This window comes from Sinorhizobium fredii USDA 205 (assembly GCF_001461695.1).
In the GTDB taxonomy this organism is placed as follows: Bacteria; Pseudomonadota; Alphaproteobacteria; order Rhizobiales; family Rhizobiaceae; genus Sinorhizobium; species Sinorhizobium fredii.
The window spans coordinates 26742-41573 of the sequence record NZ_AUTC01000148.1 but is presented as its reverse complement, the minus strand read 5'-3'; the positions used below and the strand labels follow the sequence as shown (position 1 = coordinate 41573).

Annotated in this window: 17 protein-coding genes and 2 pseudogenes; 8 read left to right on the top strand and 11 right to left on the bottom strand. The window is 61.7% G+C overall.

Annotated features, from left to right (window positions below):
• The first annotated feature begins 184 nt into the window (after positions 1–184).
• The 3 genes from N181_RS20515 (at position 185) to N181_RS20505 (ending at position 2207) form a co-directional block, all read left to right on the top strand.
• Positions 185–1102, top strand: coding sequence for a LysR family transcriptional regulator (locus N181_RS20515; protein WP_014329097.1), 918 nt, complete (start codon positions 185–187; stop codon positions 1100–1102).
• Positions 1103–1295: 193 nt separating this feature from the next.
• On the top strand, positions 1296–1637 hold the full coding sequence (locus N181_RS20510) for a tRNA-binding protein (RefSeq protein WP_014329096.1): 342 nt from the start codon (positions 1296–1298) through the stop codon (positions 1635–1637).
• A 6-nt stretch (positions 1638–1643) separates the two neighbouring features.
• A complete protein-coding gene (locus N181_RS20505) occupies positions 1644–2207 on the top strand; it encodes a dual specificity protein phosphatase family protein (protein WP_014329095.1) in 564 nt (187 codons plus the stop codon).
• A 12-nt stretch (positions 2208–2219) separates the two neighbouring features.
• Here the strand turns inward: N181_RS20505 and N181_RS20500 are convergent, their stop codons facing one another.
• From N181_RS20500 to N181_RS20485, 4 genes are all read right to left on the bottom strand, one after another.
• The gene (locus tag N181_RS20500) at positions 2220–3602 is read right to left on the bottom strand and encodes an ATP-binding protein (protein ID WP_014329094.1); all 1383 of its coding nucleotides are present in this window, start codon (positions 3600–3602) and stop codon (positions 2220–2222) included.
• An 85-nt stretch (positions 3603–3687) separates the two neighbouring features.
• Positions 3688–4389 (bottom strand): response regulator, encoded by a 702-nt coding sequence (locus N181_RS20495; RefSeq protein WP_012708803.1) that lies wholly within the window; start codon positions 4387–4389, stop codon positions 3688–3690.
• A gap of 211 nt (positions 4390–4600) precedes the next feature.
• Positions 4601–5050, bottom strand: a complete 450-nt coding sequence (locus N181_RS20490) for a MarR family winged helix-turn-helix transcriptional regulator (RefSeq protein ID WP_153451819.1) — start codon at positions 5048–5050, stop codon at positions 4601–4603.
• A 381-nt stretch (positions 5051–5431) separates the two neighbouring features.
• Positions 5432–6055: a DUF1236 domain-containing protein gene (locus N181_RS20485; protein ID WP_014329091.1), complete on the bottom strand. Its 624-nt coding sequence runs from the start codon at positions 6053–6055 to the stop codon at positions 5432–5434.
• A 241-nt stretch (positions 6056–6296) separates the two neighbouring features.
• Here N181_RS20485 and N181_RS34095 point away from each other — a divergent pair, with 241 nt between their 5' ends.
• Both N181_RS34095 and N181_RS20480 read left to right on the top strand, forming a co-directional pair.
• On the top strand, positions 6297–6458 hold the full coding sequence (locus tag N181_RS34095; RefSeq protein ID WP_014329090.1) for a hypothetical protein: 162 nt from the start codon (positions 6297–6299) through the stop codon (positions 6456–6458).
• 192 nt (positions 6459–6650) lie between these two features.
• Positions 6651–7292 carry an MBL fold metallo-hydrolase gene (locus N181_RS20480; protein ID WP_060563783.1) on the top strand — a complete coding sequence of 214 codons (642 nt, stop codon included), beginning with the start codon at positions 6651–6653 and terminating at the stop codon, positions 7290–7292.
• 71 nt (positions 7293–7363) lie between these two features.
• Here the strand turns inward: N181_RS20480 and N181_RS20475 are convergent, their stop codons facing one another.
• The 3 genes and pseudogenes from N181_RS20475 to N181_RS20465 all read right to left on the bottom strand — a co-directional run.
• Positions 7364–7774 (bottom strand): BA14K family protein, encoded by a 411-nt coding sequence (locus N181_RS20475; RefSeq protein ID WP_037396741.1) that lies wholly within the window; start codon positions 7772–7774, stop codon positions 7364–7366.
• A 149-nt stretch (positions 7775–7923) separates the two neighbouring features.
• Positions 7924–8139, bottom strand: coding sequence for a cold-shock protein (locus N181_RS20470; RefSeq protein ID WP_012708798.1), 216 nt, complete (start codon positions 8137–8139; stop codon positions 7924–7926).
• Between the two features lie 678 nt (positions 8140–8817).
• Positions 8818–9714: pseudogene (locus tag N181_RS20465) on the bottom strand (DMT family transporter); the annotation flags it as partial.
• A gap of 164 nt (positions 9715–9878) precedes the next feature.
• Here N181_RS20465 and N181_RS20460 point away from each other — a divergent pair.
• A complete protein-coding gene (locus N181_RS20460) occupies positions 9879–10307 on the top strand; it encodes a hypothetical protein (RefSeq protein WP_162129903.1) in 429 nt (142 codons plus the stop codon).
• 6 nt (positions 10308–10313) lie between these two features.
• On the opposite strand, the gene N181_RS20455 is transcribed toward N181_RS20460, so the two are convergent.
• From N181_RS20455 to N181_RS20445, 3 genes are all read right to left on the bottom strand, one after another.
• Positions 10314–11495, bottom strand: coding sequence for a PQQ-dependent sugar dehydrogenase (locus N181_RS20455; protein ID WP_037396744.1), 1182 nt, complete (start codon positions 11493–11495; stop codon positions 10314–10316).
• Between the two features lie 154 nt (positions 11496–11649).
• Positions 11650–11850, bottom strand: a complete 201-nt coding sequence (locus tag N181_RS20450) for a hypothetical protein (RefSeq protein ID WP_037396746.1) — start codon at positions 11848–11850, stop codon at positions 11650–11652.
• Positions 11840–12220 carry a hypothetical protein gene (locus N181_RS20445; protein WP_037396749.1) on the bottom strand — a complete coding sequence of 127 codons (381 nt, stop codon included), beginning with the start codon at positions 12218–12220 and terminating at the stop codon, positions 11840–11842. Before N181_RS20445 ends, N181_RS20450 begins: the two co-directional genes overlap by 11 nt.
• Before the next feature lie 59 nt (positions 12221–12279).
• Between N181_RS20445 and N181_RS20440 the strand changes: the two genes are divergently transcribed.
• Positions 12280–12519, top strand: a complete 240-nt coding sequence (locus tag N181_RS20440) for a hypothetical protein (RefSeq protein WP_141322164.1) — start codon at positions 12280–12282, stop codon at positions 12517–12519.
• Positions 12520–12632: 113 nt separating this feature from the next.
• Positions 12633–13835 (top strand): pyridoxal phosphate-dependent aminotransferase, encoded by a 1203-nt coding sequence (locus N181_RS20435; protein ID WP_014329081.1) that lies wholly within the window; start codon positions 12633–12635, stop codon positions 13833–13835.
• A gap of 123 nt (positions 13836–13958) precedes the next feature.
• On the opposite strand, the pseudogene N181_RS20430 reads toward N181_RS20435, so the two are convergent.
• Positions 13959–14823: pseudogene (locus N181_RS20430) on the bottom strand (NAD(P)-dependent oxidoreductase).
• Between the last annotated feature and the right edge of the window lie 9 nt (positions 14824–14832).

Sequence of the window (14832 nt, the reverse complement as noted above, 5' to 3'; positions counted from 1 at the left end):
GGGCGGCTGCGGCGCGCTGGCGGCGCGCCAGGGCGTGAAGCTGGTGGCTGAGCGGGATTTGGGAGCTTTGCTGGTCCATCGCCGGGGTCTCCAATTGCTTTGATCGGCAAACGATACGGCCTATCGCCGGTCGCGATAATCCATGTTATTTTCCGTTTATCTGTGACGAAATGGAATAGATGCAATGGATCGGCAGGAGGCAATGGCGGTATTTCTCGCCGTCGTCGAGGAGGGGGACTTCTCGGCGGCGGCACGGCGACTGCGGATGACGCCATCGGCCGTCAGCAAGATCATCGGGCGGCTCGAGACGCGGCTTGGCGTGCGGCTGCTGCAACGCTCGACGCGCAGCATCAGCCTCACGGCGGAGGGGCGGTTCTACTCGGAATCGGCCCGCCGTATTCTCAGCGACCTGGACGAGGCAGAACGGGCTATCCAGCCGGGCGCCGAGCCGCGCGGCCGGCTGCGCGTCAGTCTTCCCAGCGCCTTCGGCCACCGCCTGATCGTACCGATGCTACCGGATTTCATTGGCCGCTATCCCGCAATCGAACTCGAGCTGGATTTCACCGACGCGATCGTCGATCTGGTGAACGGTGATGCCGACGTCGCCGTGCGGGTGGCGGTGCAAAGCGACTCCACCCTTTTGACGCGGCGTCTTGCGGCGAATCGGCGGGTCATCTGTGCGGCGCCCAGCTATCTCCAACGCCACGGAATTCCCGGGACGCCGGACGACCTTTCAAAGCATGTCTGCCTCGGCATCACCGCCCGCGGCCGTCTCAATGTCTGGGAGTTCGACGAAGGCGGCCGGCGCCGAGCGATGCGTATCCGCAGTTCCGTCGAGGCGAACAGCACCGAAGCCTTGCGACGGCTGGCGCTTGCCGGCATCGGCATCGTACGGCTCTCGGAAATCCTCGTCGGGCCGGACATAAGAAACGGCCGTCTGAGACCATTGCTCACCGATTGCAACCATGCCGAGGCCGAACCGATCAGCGTCGTCTATCCGCACCGCCGCTTCCTGTCGCCGCGCGTGCGCGTCTTCGTCGATTTCCTCGTCGAACAGTTCGCCCATCCGCTATGGGAGAAGGATGTACCGGAGCAGGCGTGACGTTTGCCGCCGGTGCCGCTTCCGAAAACCGTCGAACTGCGCTACTGCATGATTCCTTAAATCGGAATCGATTTAAGGACAAAATCATGCAGCATTTCAAAGTGCTACAGCGACCTTAGCGCGTCCGATTGGACGCGCGGCGCTGTAAGCCGGGCCAGATTCTGGGTCAAGAAATCTCTTCAAAGGGACTGTGATGTCGGACGTCATTGAGTTTTCCGATTTCGAGCGAGTCGATATCCGCGTCGGCACGATCATCGAGGCCGAGGTCTTTCCGGAGGCGCGAAAGCCCGCCTACAAGCTGAAGATCGATTTCGGCCCGGAGATCGGCATAAGAAAGTCATCGGCCCAGATCACCGTGCACTACAAGCCGGCGGATCTCGTCGGGCGGCAGGTGCTTGGGGTGGTCAATTTCCCGCCGCGCCAAATCGGACCTTTTCGCTCCGAGGTGCTGACCCTCGGCTTTGCAGACGAAGAGGGCGCGATCGTTTTGGCTGCGGCCGACAAGCCGGTTCCGAACGGCAGAAGGCTGATGTGATCCGACATGACGGTCGAGGCTGAAGCGATACCGGAGCGCATCAAGGTGTCCTGCCTGTGGCGCGCGGCAGAGGCGGCGCGGGAATGGCGGGCGAGCCATGTGCTTTCGCTGCTCGATCCGGAGCTGCCGGAAACGGACGTGCCGATCATCGGCGGGGTGAACCATCGTGTGGCGCGGCTTCGCGACCAGGAAAATGCCGGCGCGACGCAGCATTTTCCCGATCTCGTCCGAGAGATTTTCGAGGCGATGCGACCCGTTGCGGACGATCGGTCCAGCCGTGTTCTCGTCCACTGCCACGCCGGCGTCAGCCGGTCGACCGCCTTCGCCTATGGCCTGATTGCACATCAGCTCGGCGCCGGCAGGGAGGAGGAGGCCTTTGCGGCGCTGCTCGCCATCACGCGCAAACCCTGGCCGAACCGCCGCATCGTCGAAATCCTCGATGTGTCGCTGGGGCGGCAAGGCAGGCTGCTCGCGCCGCTCGATGCCATGCGCACGCTTTTTCCGCGCCGGATCGACGCTTGGCGTCGCTTCAACGAACGGCGCGGTCTAACCTCGACCTATCCGCGGTAGCGAGGGCGGATATCACGTCGGGACGCGCACCGTAGCGCGCAGCCCTCCAAGCGGGCTCTCGCCGAGAGTGACGTTGCCTCCGTGGCTCCGGGCGATGTCGCGAGCAATGGCCAGGCCGAGGCCAGTGCCGGAGCTGTCGAGGTTGCGCGCTTCATCCAGACGGAAGAAAGGCTTGAAGACATCCTCCCTCGACTGCTCCGGAATGCCGGGACCGTCATCGTCGACGGTGACTGTCAGCCATTTGTGGGTATGGCGTGCCTCGATCCGCACCGTTTCGGCATAGCGATAGGCGTTCGACGCCAGATTAGCGACGAGCCGGGTGAAAGCATTCGGCCGGACGCGAATATTGTCCCCTCCCTCGATCGAGGTGGCGAGTGTCTTGCCGTAAAGCTCGGCCTCTGCCGAAAGGCGGGCCATCAGGTCGCTGAGCTTCAACTCCCCGACATCCTCTTCCGCCTCGCCGCGGGCAAAGGCGAGATAGCCTTCCAGCATGTTCTGCATGTCCTCGACGTCCTGGTTGAGGCTGTCGGGGTCCGGATTGTCACCGGCGAGTGCGAGCTGCAGCTTGAAGCGCGTCAGGATGGTGCGCAGATCGTGGCTGACACCGGTCAGCATCGCGGTGCGCTGCTCGATCTGGCGCTCGATGCGCTCGCGCATCAGGATGAAGGCCAGGCCGGCGCGGCGGATCTCCTCGGCGCCGCGCGGGGCGAAATCATCGATCTTCTGTCCCTTGCCAAAGCTTTCCGCAGCGTTGGCAAGCGCCAGGATCGGGCGGATCTGTCCACGCAGGAAGAGGATGGCGATCGCCAGCAAGACGAGCGACGCGCCGACCATCCAGACGAGAAAGATATGTGTATTCGACGCATAGGCCTGATTGCGCCGCGCATAGACCCGGAGGATGCGCCCGTCTTCGAGCTTGATGCGAATCTCGACGATTTTCGAATTGCCGACCGTATCGATCCAGAAGGGGCGGCGGATCTGGTTCGAAATCTCTTCGCTGAGGATCTGGTCGAGAATCTCGAAGAAGGGCTTGGGCCGGGGCGGCGGCAATTCGCCGCCCGGTTCGACGGCGATGTTGAGGTCGAGCTCGTCACGGGCGATCCGGACAATCCGGTCTATGTCGCCGTCTTGTGGAAAAGTCGTGATCAGGTCGACGATTGCCGCGATGTCGTTGGTGACCGCAGCCGAGAGGCGCTGCGTGACGAGCTGCCAGTGCCGCTCCATGAAGACGAAGGCGACGACTGACTGCAGCAGCACCATCGGGATGACGACGATGAGCAGCGACCGGGCGTAAAGCCCCATCGGCAGGCGGCGACGCAGCCAGCGGATGAGGCGCTTCCAGGCGCTGTCGGCGCTGTTCGATCTTGCGCGCCTGAGGCTGTCAAAGCTTACCATCGTCGTCTGCGCCGTTGCCGAAGCGGTTCCATGTTAAAGCGGGATGGCCGATGCTGTGAAGCGGATTTCCGCTCGTCCGCAATATCTAGTCCACACTCAATCGATAGCCGATGCCGCGCACCGTCTGCAGCCAGACGGGATTGGAGGGATCGTCCTCGATCTTGCGCCTCAGCCGGTTGATCTGCACGTCGATCGTCCGCTCGCCGACCTCGGCGTCGTCGCCGATCAGTTCGTGCCGGGGAATGGTTTCGCCGGCGCGCTGCGAAAACAGCGTCATGATCTCCTGTTCGCGGTCGGTCAGCCGAATGTGCTCCGCACCGCGGCGAAGCTCCTTTCGCACCACTGAAAACGTATAGGGGCCGAAGATGACCTGATCCACTTTCGGCGCCTGGGCGGGCTGGTTTCGGCGCAGTATGTTGTTGATCCGGAGCACGAGTTCGCGCGGCTCGAAAGGTTTCGGCAGGTAGTCGTCGGCGCCCGCCTCAAGGCCCTCGATGCGTGAATTCGCCTCGGCAAGCGCCGTCAGCATGATGATCGGAACCGTCTTGATCTGTCTCAGGCCCTGGGTGAGCGAGATGCCGCTTTCGCCGGGCATCATCACGTCGACGATCAGCAGGTCGAAATCGAGTCCGATGAGCTTTCGCCTCGCTTCGCCGGCGTCGGCCGCCGTCGTCACGCGAAATCCCTGTTCGACCAGAAAGCGGTTGAGCAGGTCGCGAATGCGCCGGTCGTCATCCACGATCAGAAGATGCGCCGCGTCATCGGCCACTTTCGCTTTGGCTATCATGCTTGGCAAACCCTTTTTCTCGGCAGAGCCTTATTTCCCCTCTGGCCCGCGCTGCGATCGAACCGGACTGAATGGAACCGGATCGCAAGCGGGTCCTCCTCCCAAATTTGAGTGACCGCGCATTGAAGCAGATGCGCAGCGGTCGCCCCATTCCCTGATTCCAGGGGTCTATCCGCTTTTCCTAATAAAATCGAAGGCGGAGCCCCCGGCATCAGTCCGCGGCGCTGTTCTTCATGTTGACGAGAAACCGCTTGACGGTTTCACGCGCGCCGGGACCCGTCTTCGCCAATGCATCCGCTATGCGGCGGGACTGTGGCTCCGCCAGCGCCCTTGCCAAGGCCTGGCCCTCCTTTGTCGTATAGAGCATGCGTTGACGCCTGTCTTCCGGACCGGTCACCTGGCGAATATAGCCCGAGTCGATCAATTGCTTGAGGACACGCGCGAGGCTCTGCTTGGTGATCTTCAGCGTATCGAGAAGATCGGCCACGGTCATGCCCGGTTCCCGATTGACGAAATGCACGACGCGGTGGTGCGCGCGCCCGAAGCCGCTCTTTTCCAAAATGGCGTCCGGATCGCCGGTGAAATCGCGATAGGCAAAGAACAGCAACTCGATAATCTCGAAATCGATCGTGTCGTCATCCTTGCGAGCGACTTCGGTCATGAATTGGCTGGTGTCCCTGGATTGGCCGGCCACGCGGTCATTTCCTTTCAAGGCAGATTGCGCTTAGCGACATATATAGAAAGACATGTCAGCTTTGTTGACACAATTCTACGCCTGACGAGGCAAATAGCATTCAAATCCCGTCGCTGCACTTTGAAGCAGGATAGGCCGGTACGCTTGTCTTTGGAGGTTGCGCTTGGCTACGACGGACAGGCGCTATGGAGACGCGTGCGCCGCGCGTTCGGCACGCGCGGCGCGGGACGCTCGCAGCCAAGGCACGCCACATTCACTGGTATTCATGTGGCGCGCTTTGGGTCTTTGTCTTTGCGCATGTCGTCGTCCCAAAACAGCTGCACACTTCGTGCGCCATTCGGTAGGGCGTCAGCGATAGATGTAGACGATCCGCCGCGTCGAGGGTTCCACAAGAACAGGCTGCCCGTTTACCATCACATATTCGTAATTGTATTCCGGGATCGGCCGGACAGCCACGGTGTTCGGCAATGTTGCGCCAAGAACCACTTCGCCATCAAGATAGACCGGGTCCACAGGGTTGGAGGTGATGTAGGTGCGCACGTTCGGAGGCGGGGTGATGGCATCGACCTCTTCGACCGGCCCGATCAACTCGAGCGGCTCGGCCGGCATCGCCACCGTGCTGCCCGTCGCCTCGTAGGTGACGGCCGGAACGCCAAGCTCGACGCGTCGCTCGGAAATCACCACCGTGGAACCGCTCTGGTCGGCTGCGAGATACTTGGCATAGGCCCAGCCGCTGACGCCGCCGACATTGACGCGGCACCACAGGCTCCCTTCGATGCAACCCTCGAGTACCGTGGTGCTGCCACGCGCCGCCAGGGCGACGATGGGGTATTGCGGGCCCGGGCCGGCGCGCACATTGAGATCGGTCACGGCCGTCGCGCTCATCGCCGCAGCGGCGGTCGAGACGCCGGCAGCGAGGATCAAACCCGCTGCCGCGACCGCTTTGAACAGGTGGGGGGAGAGGGTCTTCATTGTCTTGCTCCTCTTCTATGATGCGGGCCAAACGCCCCGCGCGCCTCGGATGTTCCCGGCGTGACATCAGGAAATGTGAACATGAAACATATTGCCGTCGCCGAGCGTTGCTTGGGCCGACGGTGGAGCGTCTCGATGTAAGCGAGATCGCTCCCCATCACCGAGGAACTGCACGCAGCGAGGAATTGGACGAAGTTTCGCCCCCCTGTGCAAAGGGCGTCATCAACCGGGAGGCCGGGAAATGCAGTATGAGACTGTTGACGAGGCCACGCTTACCGCCCGGCGGCTGCGTCCGCTGATCTTTGTTGTCGTGGCGGCGAAACTTGCCGTATCCGCCCTTCTGCTCACCACGGTGCAATTTCCGACGGAAGTGGAAACACCGGAAATTGTCGCGCTTCGCTGATTTGCGCTGTTTCCGCGCCCATATAGCGCTATAGGTGGCGCGGCGGCGACGCCCGCCTACTGCATGTTTCCTTAAATCGTCACCGATTAAGGATAAAAACATGCAGCAATTCAAAGTGCTACAGCGACCTTTGTGCGTCTGAAAAGACGCACGGCGCTGTAGTCGCGATGTGGAGAACGAGGCACGGTCGGCATGTTACAGGCGGGCATCATCCCGGTTACGCATTTTCAACAGAACTGCACGGTTCTGTTCGACAGCGAGACGAAGGAAGGCGTGATTGTCGATCCCGGCGGCGACGTCGATGTCATCCTGCAGACGATCCGCGAAAACGACCTCACGCTGAAGGCGATTTGGCTGACGCACGGCCATATCGATCATGCCGGCGGCGCCAAGGAATTGAAGGAGGCCCTCGGGCTTGAGATCATCGGTCCGCACAAGGACGATCGGCCGCTCCTCGAACGGCTGGAGAGCCAGGCGGAACGTTTCGGTCTGGCGATGAAGGTGCAGAACGTCCTGCCGGACCAATGGCTGGACGACGGGGACACGGTTTCATTCGGGGATCATGTCTTCGAGGTGCTGCATTGCCCCGGCCACGCTCCCGGCCATGTCGTCTATTTCAACCGCACGCAGAACTTCGCCCATGTCGGCGACGTGCTGTTCCATGGCTCGATCGGCCGCACCGACCTGCCGGGCGGCGATCATCAGCAGCTCCTCGATTCCATCCGCGACAAGATCCTTCCACTCGGTGACGACGTCGGCTTTATTTGCGGCCATGGACCTGGCGGCCGGATCGGCGAGGAGCGCCGCACCAACCCGTATCTGCGCGGGCTCTGATTGAAAATGTGGACATGAAAAAACCCGTGCCTGGCGTGAGGCACGGGTTTTGCGTTCAAATGGCGCTGCGATCAGCCGGCAGTGCAGAAATGGCTGCGGCCGTCATAGCCGACAAAGGTGCCGCTCTCCGGATCGAAAGAGCGATAGCGCTGCGAGCAATAGCGGTACCAGGCCGGCGTCCAGGGCTCTAGATCGTAGCTGTCCACGACAACCTGGCGATAGGCCGGGCGGGCCTGGTAGACCGGGCGGGGCTGGTAGACCGGACGCGGCTCGTAATATTCAGGCTCCGGATCGATATAGACCCGTTCACTGTAGCGCGGCTGCGAGGCGATCGCGCCGCCGATAAGCGTACCTGTTACCAGGCCAACCGCGCCTGCCGCCCACGCATCATCGTGATCGCCTGCCTGCGCAGTGCCGAAGGTTGGGAGAACCAGGGCGGCGGCGGCGACCGAGAGAACGGCTGCTTTGAGGAAATTGTTCATGGGCTTCAATCCTGTGCATGGAGGAGCCGAACTGAAGGTCCGGCTTTCATGATGAGCGAACCCTATACAGCCCAAACTGAACGGAGCCTGAACGAAAAAACCCGGCAAAAATGCCGGGCTGCAAACTTGATCAGTGACAGAGAGCGGCGTTAGCCGACGATCTGCAGGTTGACGGCCTTCGGGCCCTTGCCGCGGCGATCCGGCTCGGTGTCGAAGGATACTTTCTGGTTTTCGCTCAGTCCGTTCAAGCCGGAGGCCTGCACGGCTGAAATATGTACGAAGATATCGGCGCCACCGTTTTCAGGCTTGATGAAGCCAAAGCCCTTGTCGGTGTTGAAGAATTTTACAGTCCCAGTCTCGGCCATGCGTCAGGTCCTTTTCTCTCCACCCGGTCGAGGGGTGGCATTACAGTTTGCCCAGAAGGGCGTGGGGCAGGCAGTTCTCGACAATTGAGGAAAGGGTCCTGTTATCGCGACGAATCTTGAGAAGGATGGCAATTTGGCCTTCCCATGATTCTCCGCCCGGAGTGGTTTGCGTCTCCGGCTCGCATTTATTTCAAGATCTTCCCGCGTTCGCAAATTGCCCGAACAGAGTAAGAGTGATCAGTTTATTTTGAATTGGCAAGCAAAACTTTTCCGGCGAGGTATTGAGTCTTCTCATTGCTCAAAAACAGGTCAATTCGCGCTGCGGCGAAGGATATTCCGGACGCGCTGCAAGCTATTGAATCCACAGCTTTTTGGTGGGCCGATTTAGCGCCGTGGATTTTTTACGCCAAATCGTGTCGCTGTCGAACATGCCTCTATGTTGAGCAGTTGGGAATGCGAGTCGCAACCCTCTGATAAGGTTCACCCTTCGAGGAAAGCCGATTGCCAGTCAGGCATCGGCATGAGCTTGCAGCAAAAATACAAAAAACGTTGGCCGTTGCTCGCGTCTGCTGCATGCTGAGCCGTTTTGGGGCAAAGTAGAGCGGCCAAGAACAGTAAATAAGTAATATAGTAAGTCCAGCTTGGCTTGCCGATGTAGCTAATTCTTGCAGTTTCAGCGGCGGCTTCTGCCGCTTGCCGGCGCCGCTTCGTGAGCTCCGGCAGCAGTTCGACGGCCAGCATCGCCGCGAAGATGACGATGCAGCCGAGATAGCCGATCGGGGTGATAACCTCGTCCAGCAGCAGCACGCCGAAGAGCGCCGCGAAAAGCGCCTCGCTCGACAGCAGGATTGCCGCCTGCGGTGCCGTCGTATAGCGCTGGCCGACGACCTGGCAGATGAAGGCGATGCCGCTCGAAAACACCCCCGCATAGAGGATCTGCGGCAGGGCGGCCTCGACCACGTCGAGACTCATGGGCTCGAATACGACGGCGAGCAGGCTTCCCAAAACGGCGCAGACGGCAAATTGCGTCAACGACAGGAGCATCGGCCGTCCGGTGCCGGCGGCGAAGATGCCGATCAGCAGGACTTGAATCGCCCAGAAGAATGCACAGACGATCGTCAGCAGATCCCCGCCGTTGAGGCCGGACAGGTTGCCGCCACTCAAGAGGAAGATGCCGAAACTTGCCATCAAGGCGGCTGGCCAGATGATCCAGTGCGGTCGGCGACGCAGAAAGACGACCGTCAGAACAGGCACGAAGATGACGTAGAGTCCTGTCAGAAAGCCGGAATTGGTGACGGTTGTGGTCAGCAGCCCGAACTGTTGCGTCACCGCGCCGCCAAACAACGCCAGCCCGATGCAGATGAAGTTGCGCATCGCCCCGCGCGGCAGCGGCGCGGCGACCCGTCGAGCCTCGATAAGTGCCAGGGGGAGGGCCACCAGCGTGGCAATTGCGAAACGCAGGCCGATGAACGAGAGCGGACCGATCGCTTGCATCGCCGTCGACTGGGCGACGAATCCCGCCCCCCAGATCGCGCCGGATAACAACAGGAACAGATTGGCCTGGATGCGTGTCACGAAGGGCCCCCGGGGCGAGCGAATAGGACGAAAAGCAACACAAGGCAGCTTCGTCCCGTGATTGCACCGCCGCTCTACCAGTTGCGTTTTTGTCGGGCAAGCTTCATCCTCGCGGCCCGGAGCGAGGACAGGGCGTGACGATGCCGATCGGAGTGGAGCCGAAAATGAACTTGGCGGGCTATTCGGGGACGCCGCTTGGGAAGAAGCTCGGCCTGCGCGACGGGCAGGTAGCGCTGCTTCTCGGCGTGCCGGCCCATCTGCAGGAGATTGCAGCTTTTCCTGGATTCGCTCACACCGCCACAGCGATCGAGGGGACCTCATCGCGCAGATTTGATTACATTCATGGCTTCAATACGGAGCGGGTCAGGCTGGAAGCTCAGGCGGCTGCTCTGGTCGACCGGTTGAAGCCCGATGGGATTCTTTGGATATCCTGGCCGAAGCGTGCTTCCGGCGTCGCCACCACGCTCACCGAGGACGCTCTTCGGGAGATCTTCCTGCCGCTCGGCCTTGTCGACGTAAAGGTCTGTGCCGTTGACGCGGTGTGGTCCGGGCTGAAATTCATGTTCCGAAAGGAGATCAGGGCCTCACTCTGAGAGCACTCATTGGGTCGGCGCCTTGGAGACCCTCAGAACGGCGCCATTCTGCTCGTCGGTCACCATGAGCAGGGCACCGTCCGGCGCCACGATCACATCGCGGATGCGGCCGAACTCGCCGTCGAACAACCGCTCCTCGGAGGTGATCGCGCCGGTGTCGTCTCGCTCCAGGCGCGCCAGCAACTGGTATTTCAGCGCCGCCACCAGCAGGTTGCCGTTCCATTCCGGAAACATGCTGCCGCGATAGACGGCGAGCGCGCCGGGGGCGATCGAGGGATCCCAGTAGTAGAGGGGCTGCTCCAAGCCATCCTTGGCCGTACCCTCGCCGATCTCCGCGCCGGAATAGTCCTTTCCGAAAGTGATCACCGGCCAGCCGTAGTTCTTGCCCGGCTGCGGGTTGTTCACTTCGTCACCGCCGCGTGCGCCATGCTCGACGGTCAGGAGCTTGCCGTCGGCCGGATCGAAGGTAATGCCTTGGGGATTGCGGTGTCCCTTGGACCATATTTCCGCCCGGCCCTCGGTACCGACGCGATAGGGGTTGGAGGCGGGGATGGAACCATCGACATTGATGTGCAGGATGGCGCCGGCGTGGTCGCGCGGGTCCTGGGCGCGGTCGCCATCGCCGCGGTCGCCGATGCCGAAGAAAAGGCTGCCGTCGCGATCGATGGCGATACGCGAACCGAAATGCTGGCCGGCCCGCGTGAACCGGCTCATCCGGAAGATTTCCTTCACATCCGTCAGGCTCGCGTGGTCACCGGAGAGCGTCGCCCGCACCAGAACGGTGCCATAGCCGCCGTCGCCGCGGGCCGAGAGGGTGAGGTACAAGGAGCGGTTGGCGGAAAATTGCGGGTCGAGCGCGACGTCGAGCAGGCCGCCCTGGCCATGCTCGGCGACGTCCGGAAGGCCTTTGATCGCGGCCGAGAGCTTGCCGTCACGGAGGATGCGCAGGCGTCCTGCCCGTTCGGTGATGATCAGCGCGCCGTCGGGCATGACTTCGACCGCCCAGGGGTACTGGAGCCCGCGCGCCAGTGTCTCGACAAGGACGGTTCCTGTCTGAGTCTGGAATTCCCGGGCCTGTTGTGCGGCGGCGGGCAGAGCGGCGGACAGGAACAGGGCTCCGGCCAGAGGCAGGGCGAGCGCCGCGCCAATCTGGCTCAGCTTGGTTTTTGTCCACTGCACGGACCGCATTGCGATTCCACACTCCTAAACTCGGCGGCAAGCCTGCTGAACCAGACTCGGCCGCTCATTTCCGTCCAGGAGAGAAACTGGTGCCCTGTCGCCCTTGCTTCAAGTCAAATTCGATCAAAACGGCTTTATCGGAGGTGTGAGTGCCTATCGGTTCTTACCCAAAGACATTCCGAGCGACGCGCTTCTCCGCTGCGAAAAGCTCGGTCTTGGCTTTCATGTAAAAACCCTTGCCGATCAGCATCAAGCCGGCAAGGGCAATCATGGCGATGATCGCCACGACGATCGTTTCGGTGGCTGACAACCGGGCAAGGAAACCGGCGCGTTGTCCAGGCAGGTCGCCTTCGTTATCGGCCATGGCGTCTGCTTCTCGCCCTGCTGAACGCGGCGATCTGGTTACCCACGACAAAAGTGGTGCCGGCCGTGAGGGCGGCGGCGAGCAGCGTCGTGCCGGCGAGGATCTGCCGGTCGCCTTCCGTCGGCATTTGCCGTCGATCGAGCCCCACCGGTCCCGACGGAGCCGCCGAGGCGGGGTCGGCAACGACGCGCATGGCAAAATTCGCCGCGCCGGATTGCTGTTCCGGCTCGGCCGCCTGGGCCGACGTCTCGACCACCAACCCAAAGATCATCACCATGCAGACTGCTAGAGCCGCCAACGCGAGATAAAATCCCCAGCGGGCCTCGTTGCGGCCTGTTCGCGTCGAAGCGATTTCGTCGTCGAGAAACATAGCGCACCCCCATGATGCCAATGCGTTCACCCTGTGAGATGACGCCCGGATATCGGCTCTTGAAGGACGGAATTGCGGCGCTCTCCGACAGTTATTGTGGCGAAACAAAGGCGGTGCAAAAACGCGTGGAACACACCGATTTTCGAAGCCGCGGCATTGCGGCCGATCGTCCTTTTGCATCGACCCGCTCCGGTCGCCGCCCGAGGGCGGACAGCCGTCATCCCATGCGCCTCGTGATCGCACTGATGAAACTTTGTCATCGTGACGCATTTTGCGCGGCCTTGCCGGTATTTTTCTGAGCCGAACGCTTGCAAGACCGGGCGTCTTTCGACATAGACCTAACCGCTATGGAGCCCGATCTTCCGTTCCGTAGCGCCTCACGCCCGTTTCGAAACGATCAGGACCTCACACCATGGCCTTCCTTGCCGATGCCCTTTCCCGTGTAAAGCCCTCAGCCACCATTGCCGTTTCGCAGAAAGCTCGCGAGTTGAAGGCAAAAGGTCGCGACGTTATCGGCCTCGGAGCCGGGGAGCCGGATTTCGACACGCCGGACAATATCAAGACGGCAGCGATCGACGCGATCAACCGCGGCGAGACGAAGTACACGCCGGTTTCCGGCATTCCGGAACTGCGCGAAGCGATCGCCAAGAAGTTCAAGCGCGAGAACAACCTCGACTACACCGCCGCGCAGACGATCGTCGGCACCGGCGGAAAGCAGATTCTTTTCAACGCCTTCATGGCAACGCTCAATTCGGGCGATGAAGTCGTCATCCCGGCGCCCTACTGGGTCTCCTATCCGGAAATGGTGGCGCTTTGCGGCGGCACTCCGGTCTTCGTTTCGACGAAGCAGGAGAACAACTTCAAGCTCAAGGCCGAGGATCTCGACAAGGCGATCACGCCGAAGACCAAGTGGTTTGTCTTCAACTCACCCTCGAACCCGTCGGGTGCTGCCTATTCGCATGACGAACTCAAGGCGCTGACCGACGTGTTGATGAAACATCCGCATGTCTGGGTACTGACCGACGACATGTACGAGCACCTGACCTATGGTGACTTCAAGTTCGCAACGCCGGTCGAGGTCGAGCCCGGCCTCTACGACCGTACCCTGACGATGAACGGTGTCTCCAAGGCCTACGCGATGACCGGCTGGCGCATCGGCTATGCCGCTGGCCCCTTGCCGCTCATCAAGGCGATGGACATGATCCAGGGGCAGCAGACCTCGGGCGCCACCTCGATCGCGCAATGGGCCGCCGTCGAGGCGCTGAACGGCGAGCAGGATTTCATCCCGCGCAACAAGGAGATCTTCCAGGGCCGGCGCGATCTCGTGGTGTCGATGCTGAACCAGGCCAAGGGCATCTCCTGCCCGACGCCGGAAGGCGCCTTCTACGTCTATCCTTCCTGCGCCGGGCTGATCGGCAAGACCGCGCCGTCGGGCAAGGTCATCGAGACCGACGAGGATTTCGTCTCCGAGCTTCTGGAATCGGAAGGCGTCGCGGTGGTGCACGGTTCGGCCTTCGGTCTCGGCCCGAACTTCCGCATCTCCTACGCGACCTCCGAGGAACTGCTCGAGGAAGCCTGCCGCCGCATCCAGCGTTTCTGCGGCGCCTGCAAGTAACGGCACGGACAAAGCAACACACTTCAAGCCCGCCGTCCCCGGCGGGCTTTTTCGTGCTTAGAAATCGATTCAACAGCTGCCCAAGCCGATTCAGGCGGTAGTCCTATCCCATTGAAATCGCACTCATTCCAGCCTCCGTATCAGTTCTATCACTCCGGAGATGTCGTCGCCGCCATGGCCTTGGTCGACGCGCATGGCGGTAAGCCTTCGCATGGCATTGATGAAGTCCGGCGCGACGTTCTGCTCGCGGCTCGCGCGGACAATATTTTCAAGGGCGATCGCCTGCATCGCCAGATTGGAGACGACATTGCGGTCGTGCAGGCCGCTATCGATCTTGCCGGCCAAGTCGGGGAGGGTGCCGCTCATCGCCTCGAGCCATGGCAGGAGAAGGGTTAGAAAATCGCTCATACCGGCGCCGCTGCTCACCACCAGCGCACCGGCATGCAGGAAACCGGAGAAGAGACCATACATGCCGGAAAGCAGAGCGAGGTCATAAAGCGCAGCACGGCCGGGATCCTCGCCGAGAAAGCGGCCTTCGGCGAGCGCCAACAGCGACGGCTTGTGCCGCTCGAAAAGAGCGGTCGAGCCGCTGTAGAGGATCAATGCTCCGGCCTCGCCGATCATCGGCGGGATCGCCATGATGCCGCCATCGAGATAGGCGGCACCCTTCGCCGCCACCCAATCGGCCAATTCCTGCGCATCGCGCGGCGCCATTGGTGAGATTGACGAGGTCGCGGCCGGCAAGTGCGCCCTCCGCCTCCTCCAGGACCGCCCTTGCGGCGGCGTAGTCGACGACGCAGAGAATCGTGAGGTCGGCGTCGGCCATGGCGTCGGCCGGGCTTGCCGCTATTCTCGCTCCGGCGGCTGCAAGCGGCTCGGCCCGCGCTGGCGTGCGGTTCCAAACAGTCACCGAATGGCCGTTTCGCAAGAGCGTTGCGGCAAGCGCGGAACCCATTGCGCCGAGGCCGAGAACAGATATTTTGCTCATCTTTTTTTC

Bases quoted from the DNA above. Each gene is read 5' to 3' on its own strand.
- N181_RS34095 (WP_014329090.1), top strand. From the start codon at position 6,297: ATGCAGTATGAGACTGTTGACGAGGCCACGCTTACCGCCCGGCGGCTG.
- N181_RS20485 (WP_014329091.1), bottom strand. From the start codon at position 6,055: ATGAAGACCCTCTCCCCCCACCTGTTCAAAGCGGTCGCGGCAGCGGGT.
- N181_RS20475 (WP_037396741.1), bottom strand. From the start codon at position 7,774: ATGAACAATTTCCTCAAAGCAGCCGTTCTCTCGGTCGCCGCCGCCGCC.
- N181_RS20470 (WP_012708798.1), bottom strand. From the start codon at position 8,139: ATGGCCGAGACTGGGACTGTAAAATTCTTCAACACCGACAAGGGCTTT.
- N181_RS20455 (WP_037396744.1), bottom strand. From the start codon at position 11,495: ATGCGGTCCGTGCAGTGGACAAAAACCAAGCTGAGCCAGATTGGCGCG.
- N181_RS20500 (WP_014329094.1), bottom strand. From the start codon at position 3,602: ATGGTAAGCTTTGACAGCCTCAGGCGCGCAAGATCGAACAGCGCCGAC.
- N181_RS20435 (WP_014329081.1), top strand. From the start codon at position 12,633: ATGGCCTTCCTTGCCGATGCCCTTTCCCGTGTAAAGCCCTCAGCCACC.
- N181_RS20460 (WP_162129903.1), top strand. From the start codon at position 9,879: ATGAACTTGGCGGGCTATTCGGGGACGCCGCTTGGGAAGAAGCTCGGC.
- N181_RS20450 (WP_037396746.1), bottom strand. From the start codon at position 11,850: ATGGCCGATAACGAAGGCGACCTGCCTGGACAACGCGCCGGTTTCCTT.
- N181_RS20515 (WP_014329097.1), top strand. From the start codon at position 185: ATGGATCGGCAGGAGGCAATGGCGGTATTTCTCGCCGTCGTCGAGGAG.
- N181_RS20490 (WP_153451819.1), bottom strand. From the start codon at position 5,050: ATGACCGAAGTCGCTCGCAAGGATGACGACACGATCGATTTCGAGATT.
- N181_RS20480 (WP_060563783.1), top strand. From the start codon at position 6,651: ATGTTACAGGCGGGCATCATCCCGGTTACGCATTTTCAACAGAACTGC.
- N181_RS20510 (WP_014329096.1), top strand. From the start codon at position 1,296: ATGTCGGACGTCATTGAGTTTTCCGATTTCGAGCGAGTCGATATCCGC.
- N181_RS20505 (WP_014329095.1), top strand. From the start codon at position 1,644: ATGACGGTCGAGGCTGAAGCGATACCGGAGCGCATCAAGGTGTCCTGC.
- N181_RS20495 (WP_012708803.1), bottom strand. From the start codon at position 4,389: ATGATAGCCAAAGCGAAAGTGGCCGATGACGCGGCGCATCTTCTGATC.
- N181_RS20445 (WP_037396749.1), bottom strand. From the start codon at position 12,220: ATGTTTCTCGACGACGAAATCGCTTCGACGCGAACAGGCCGCAACGAG.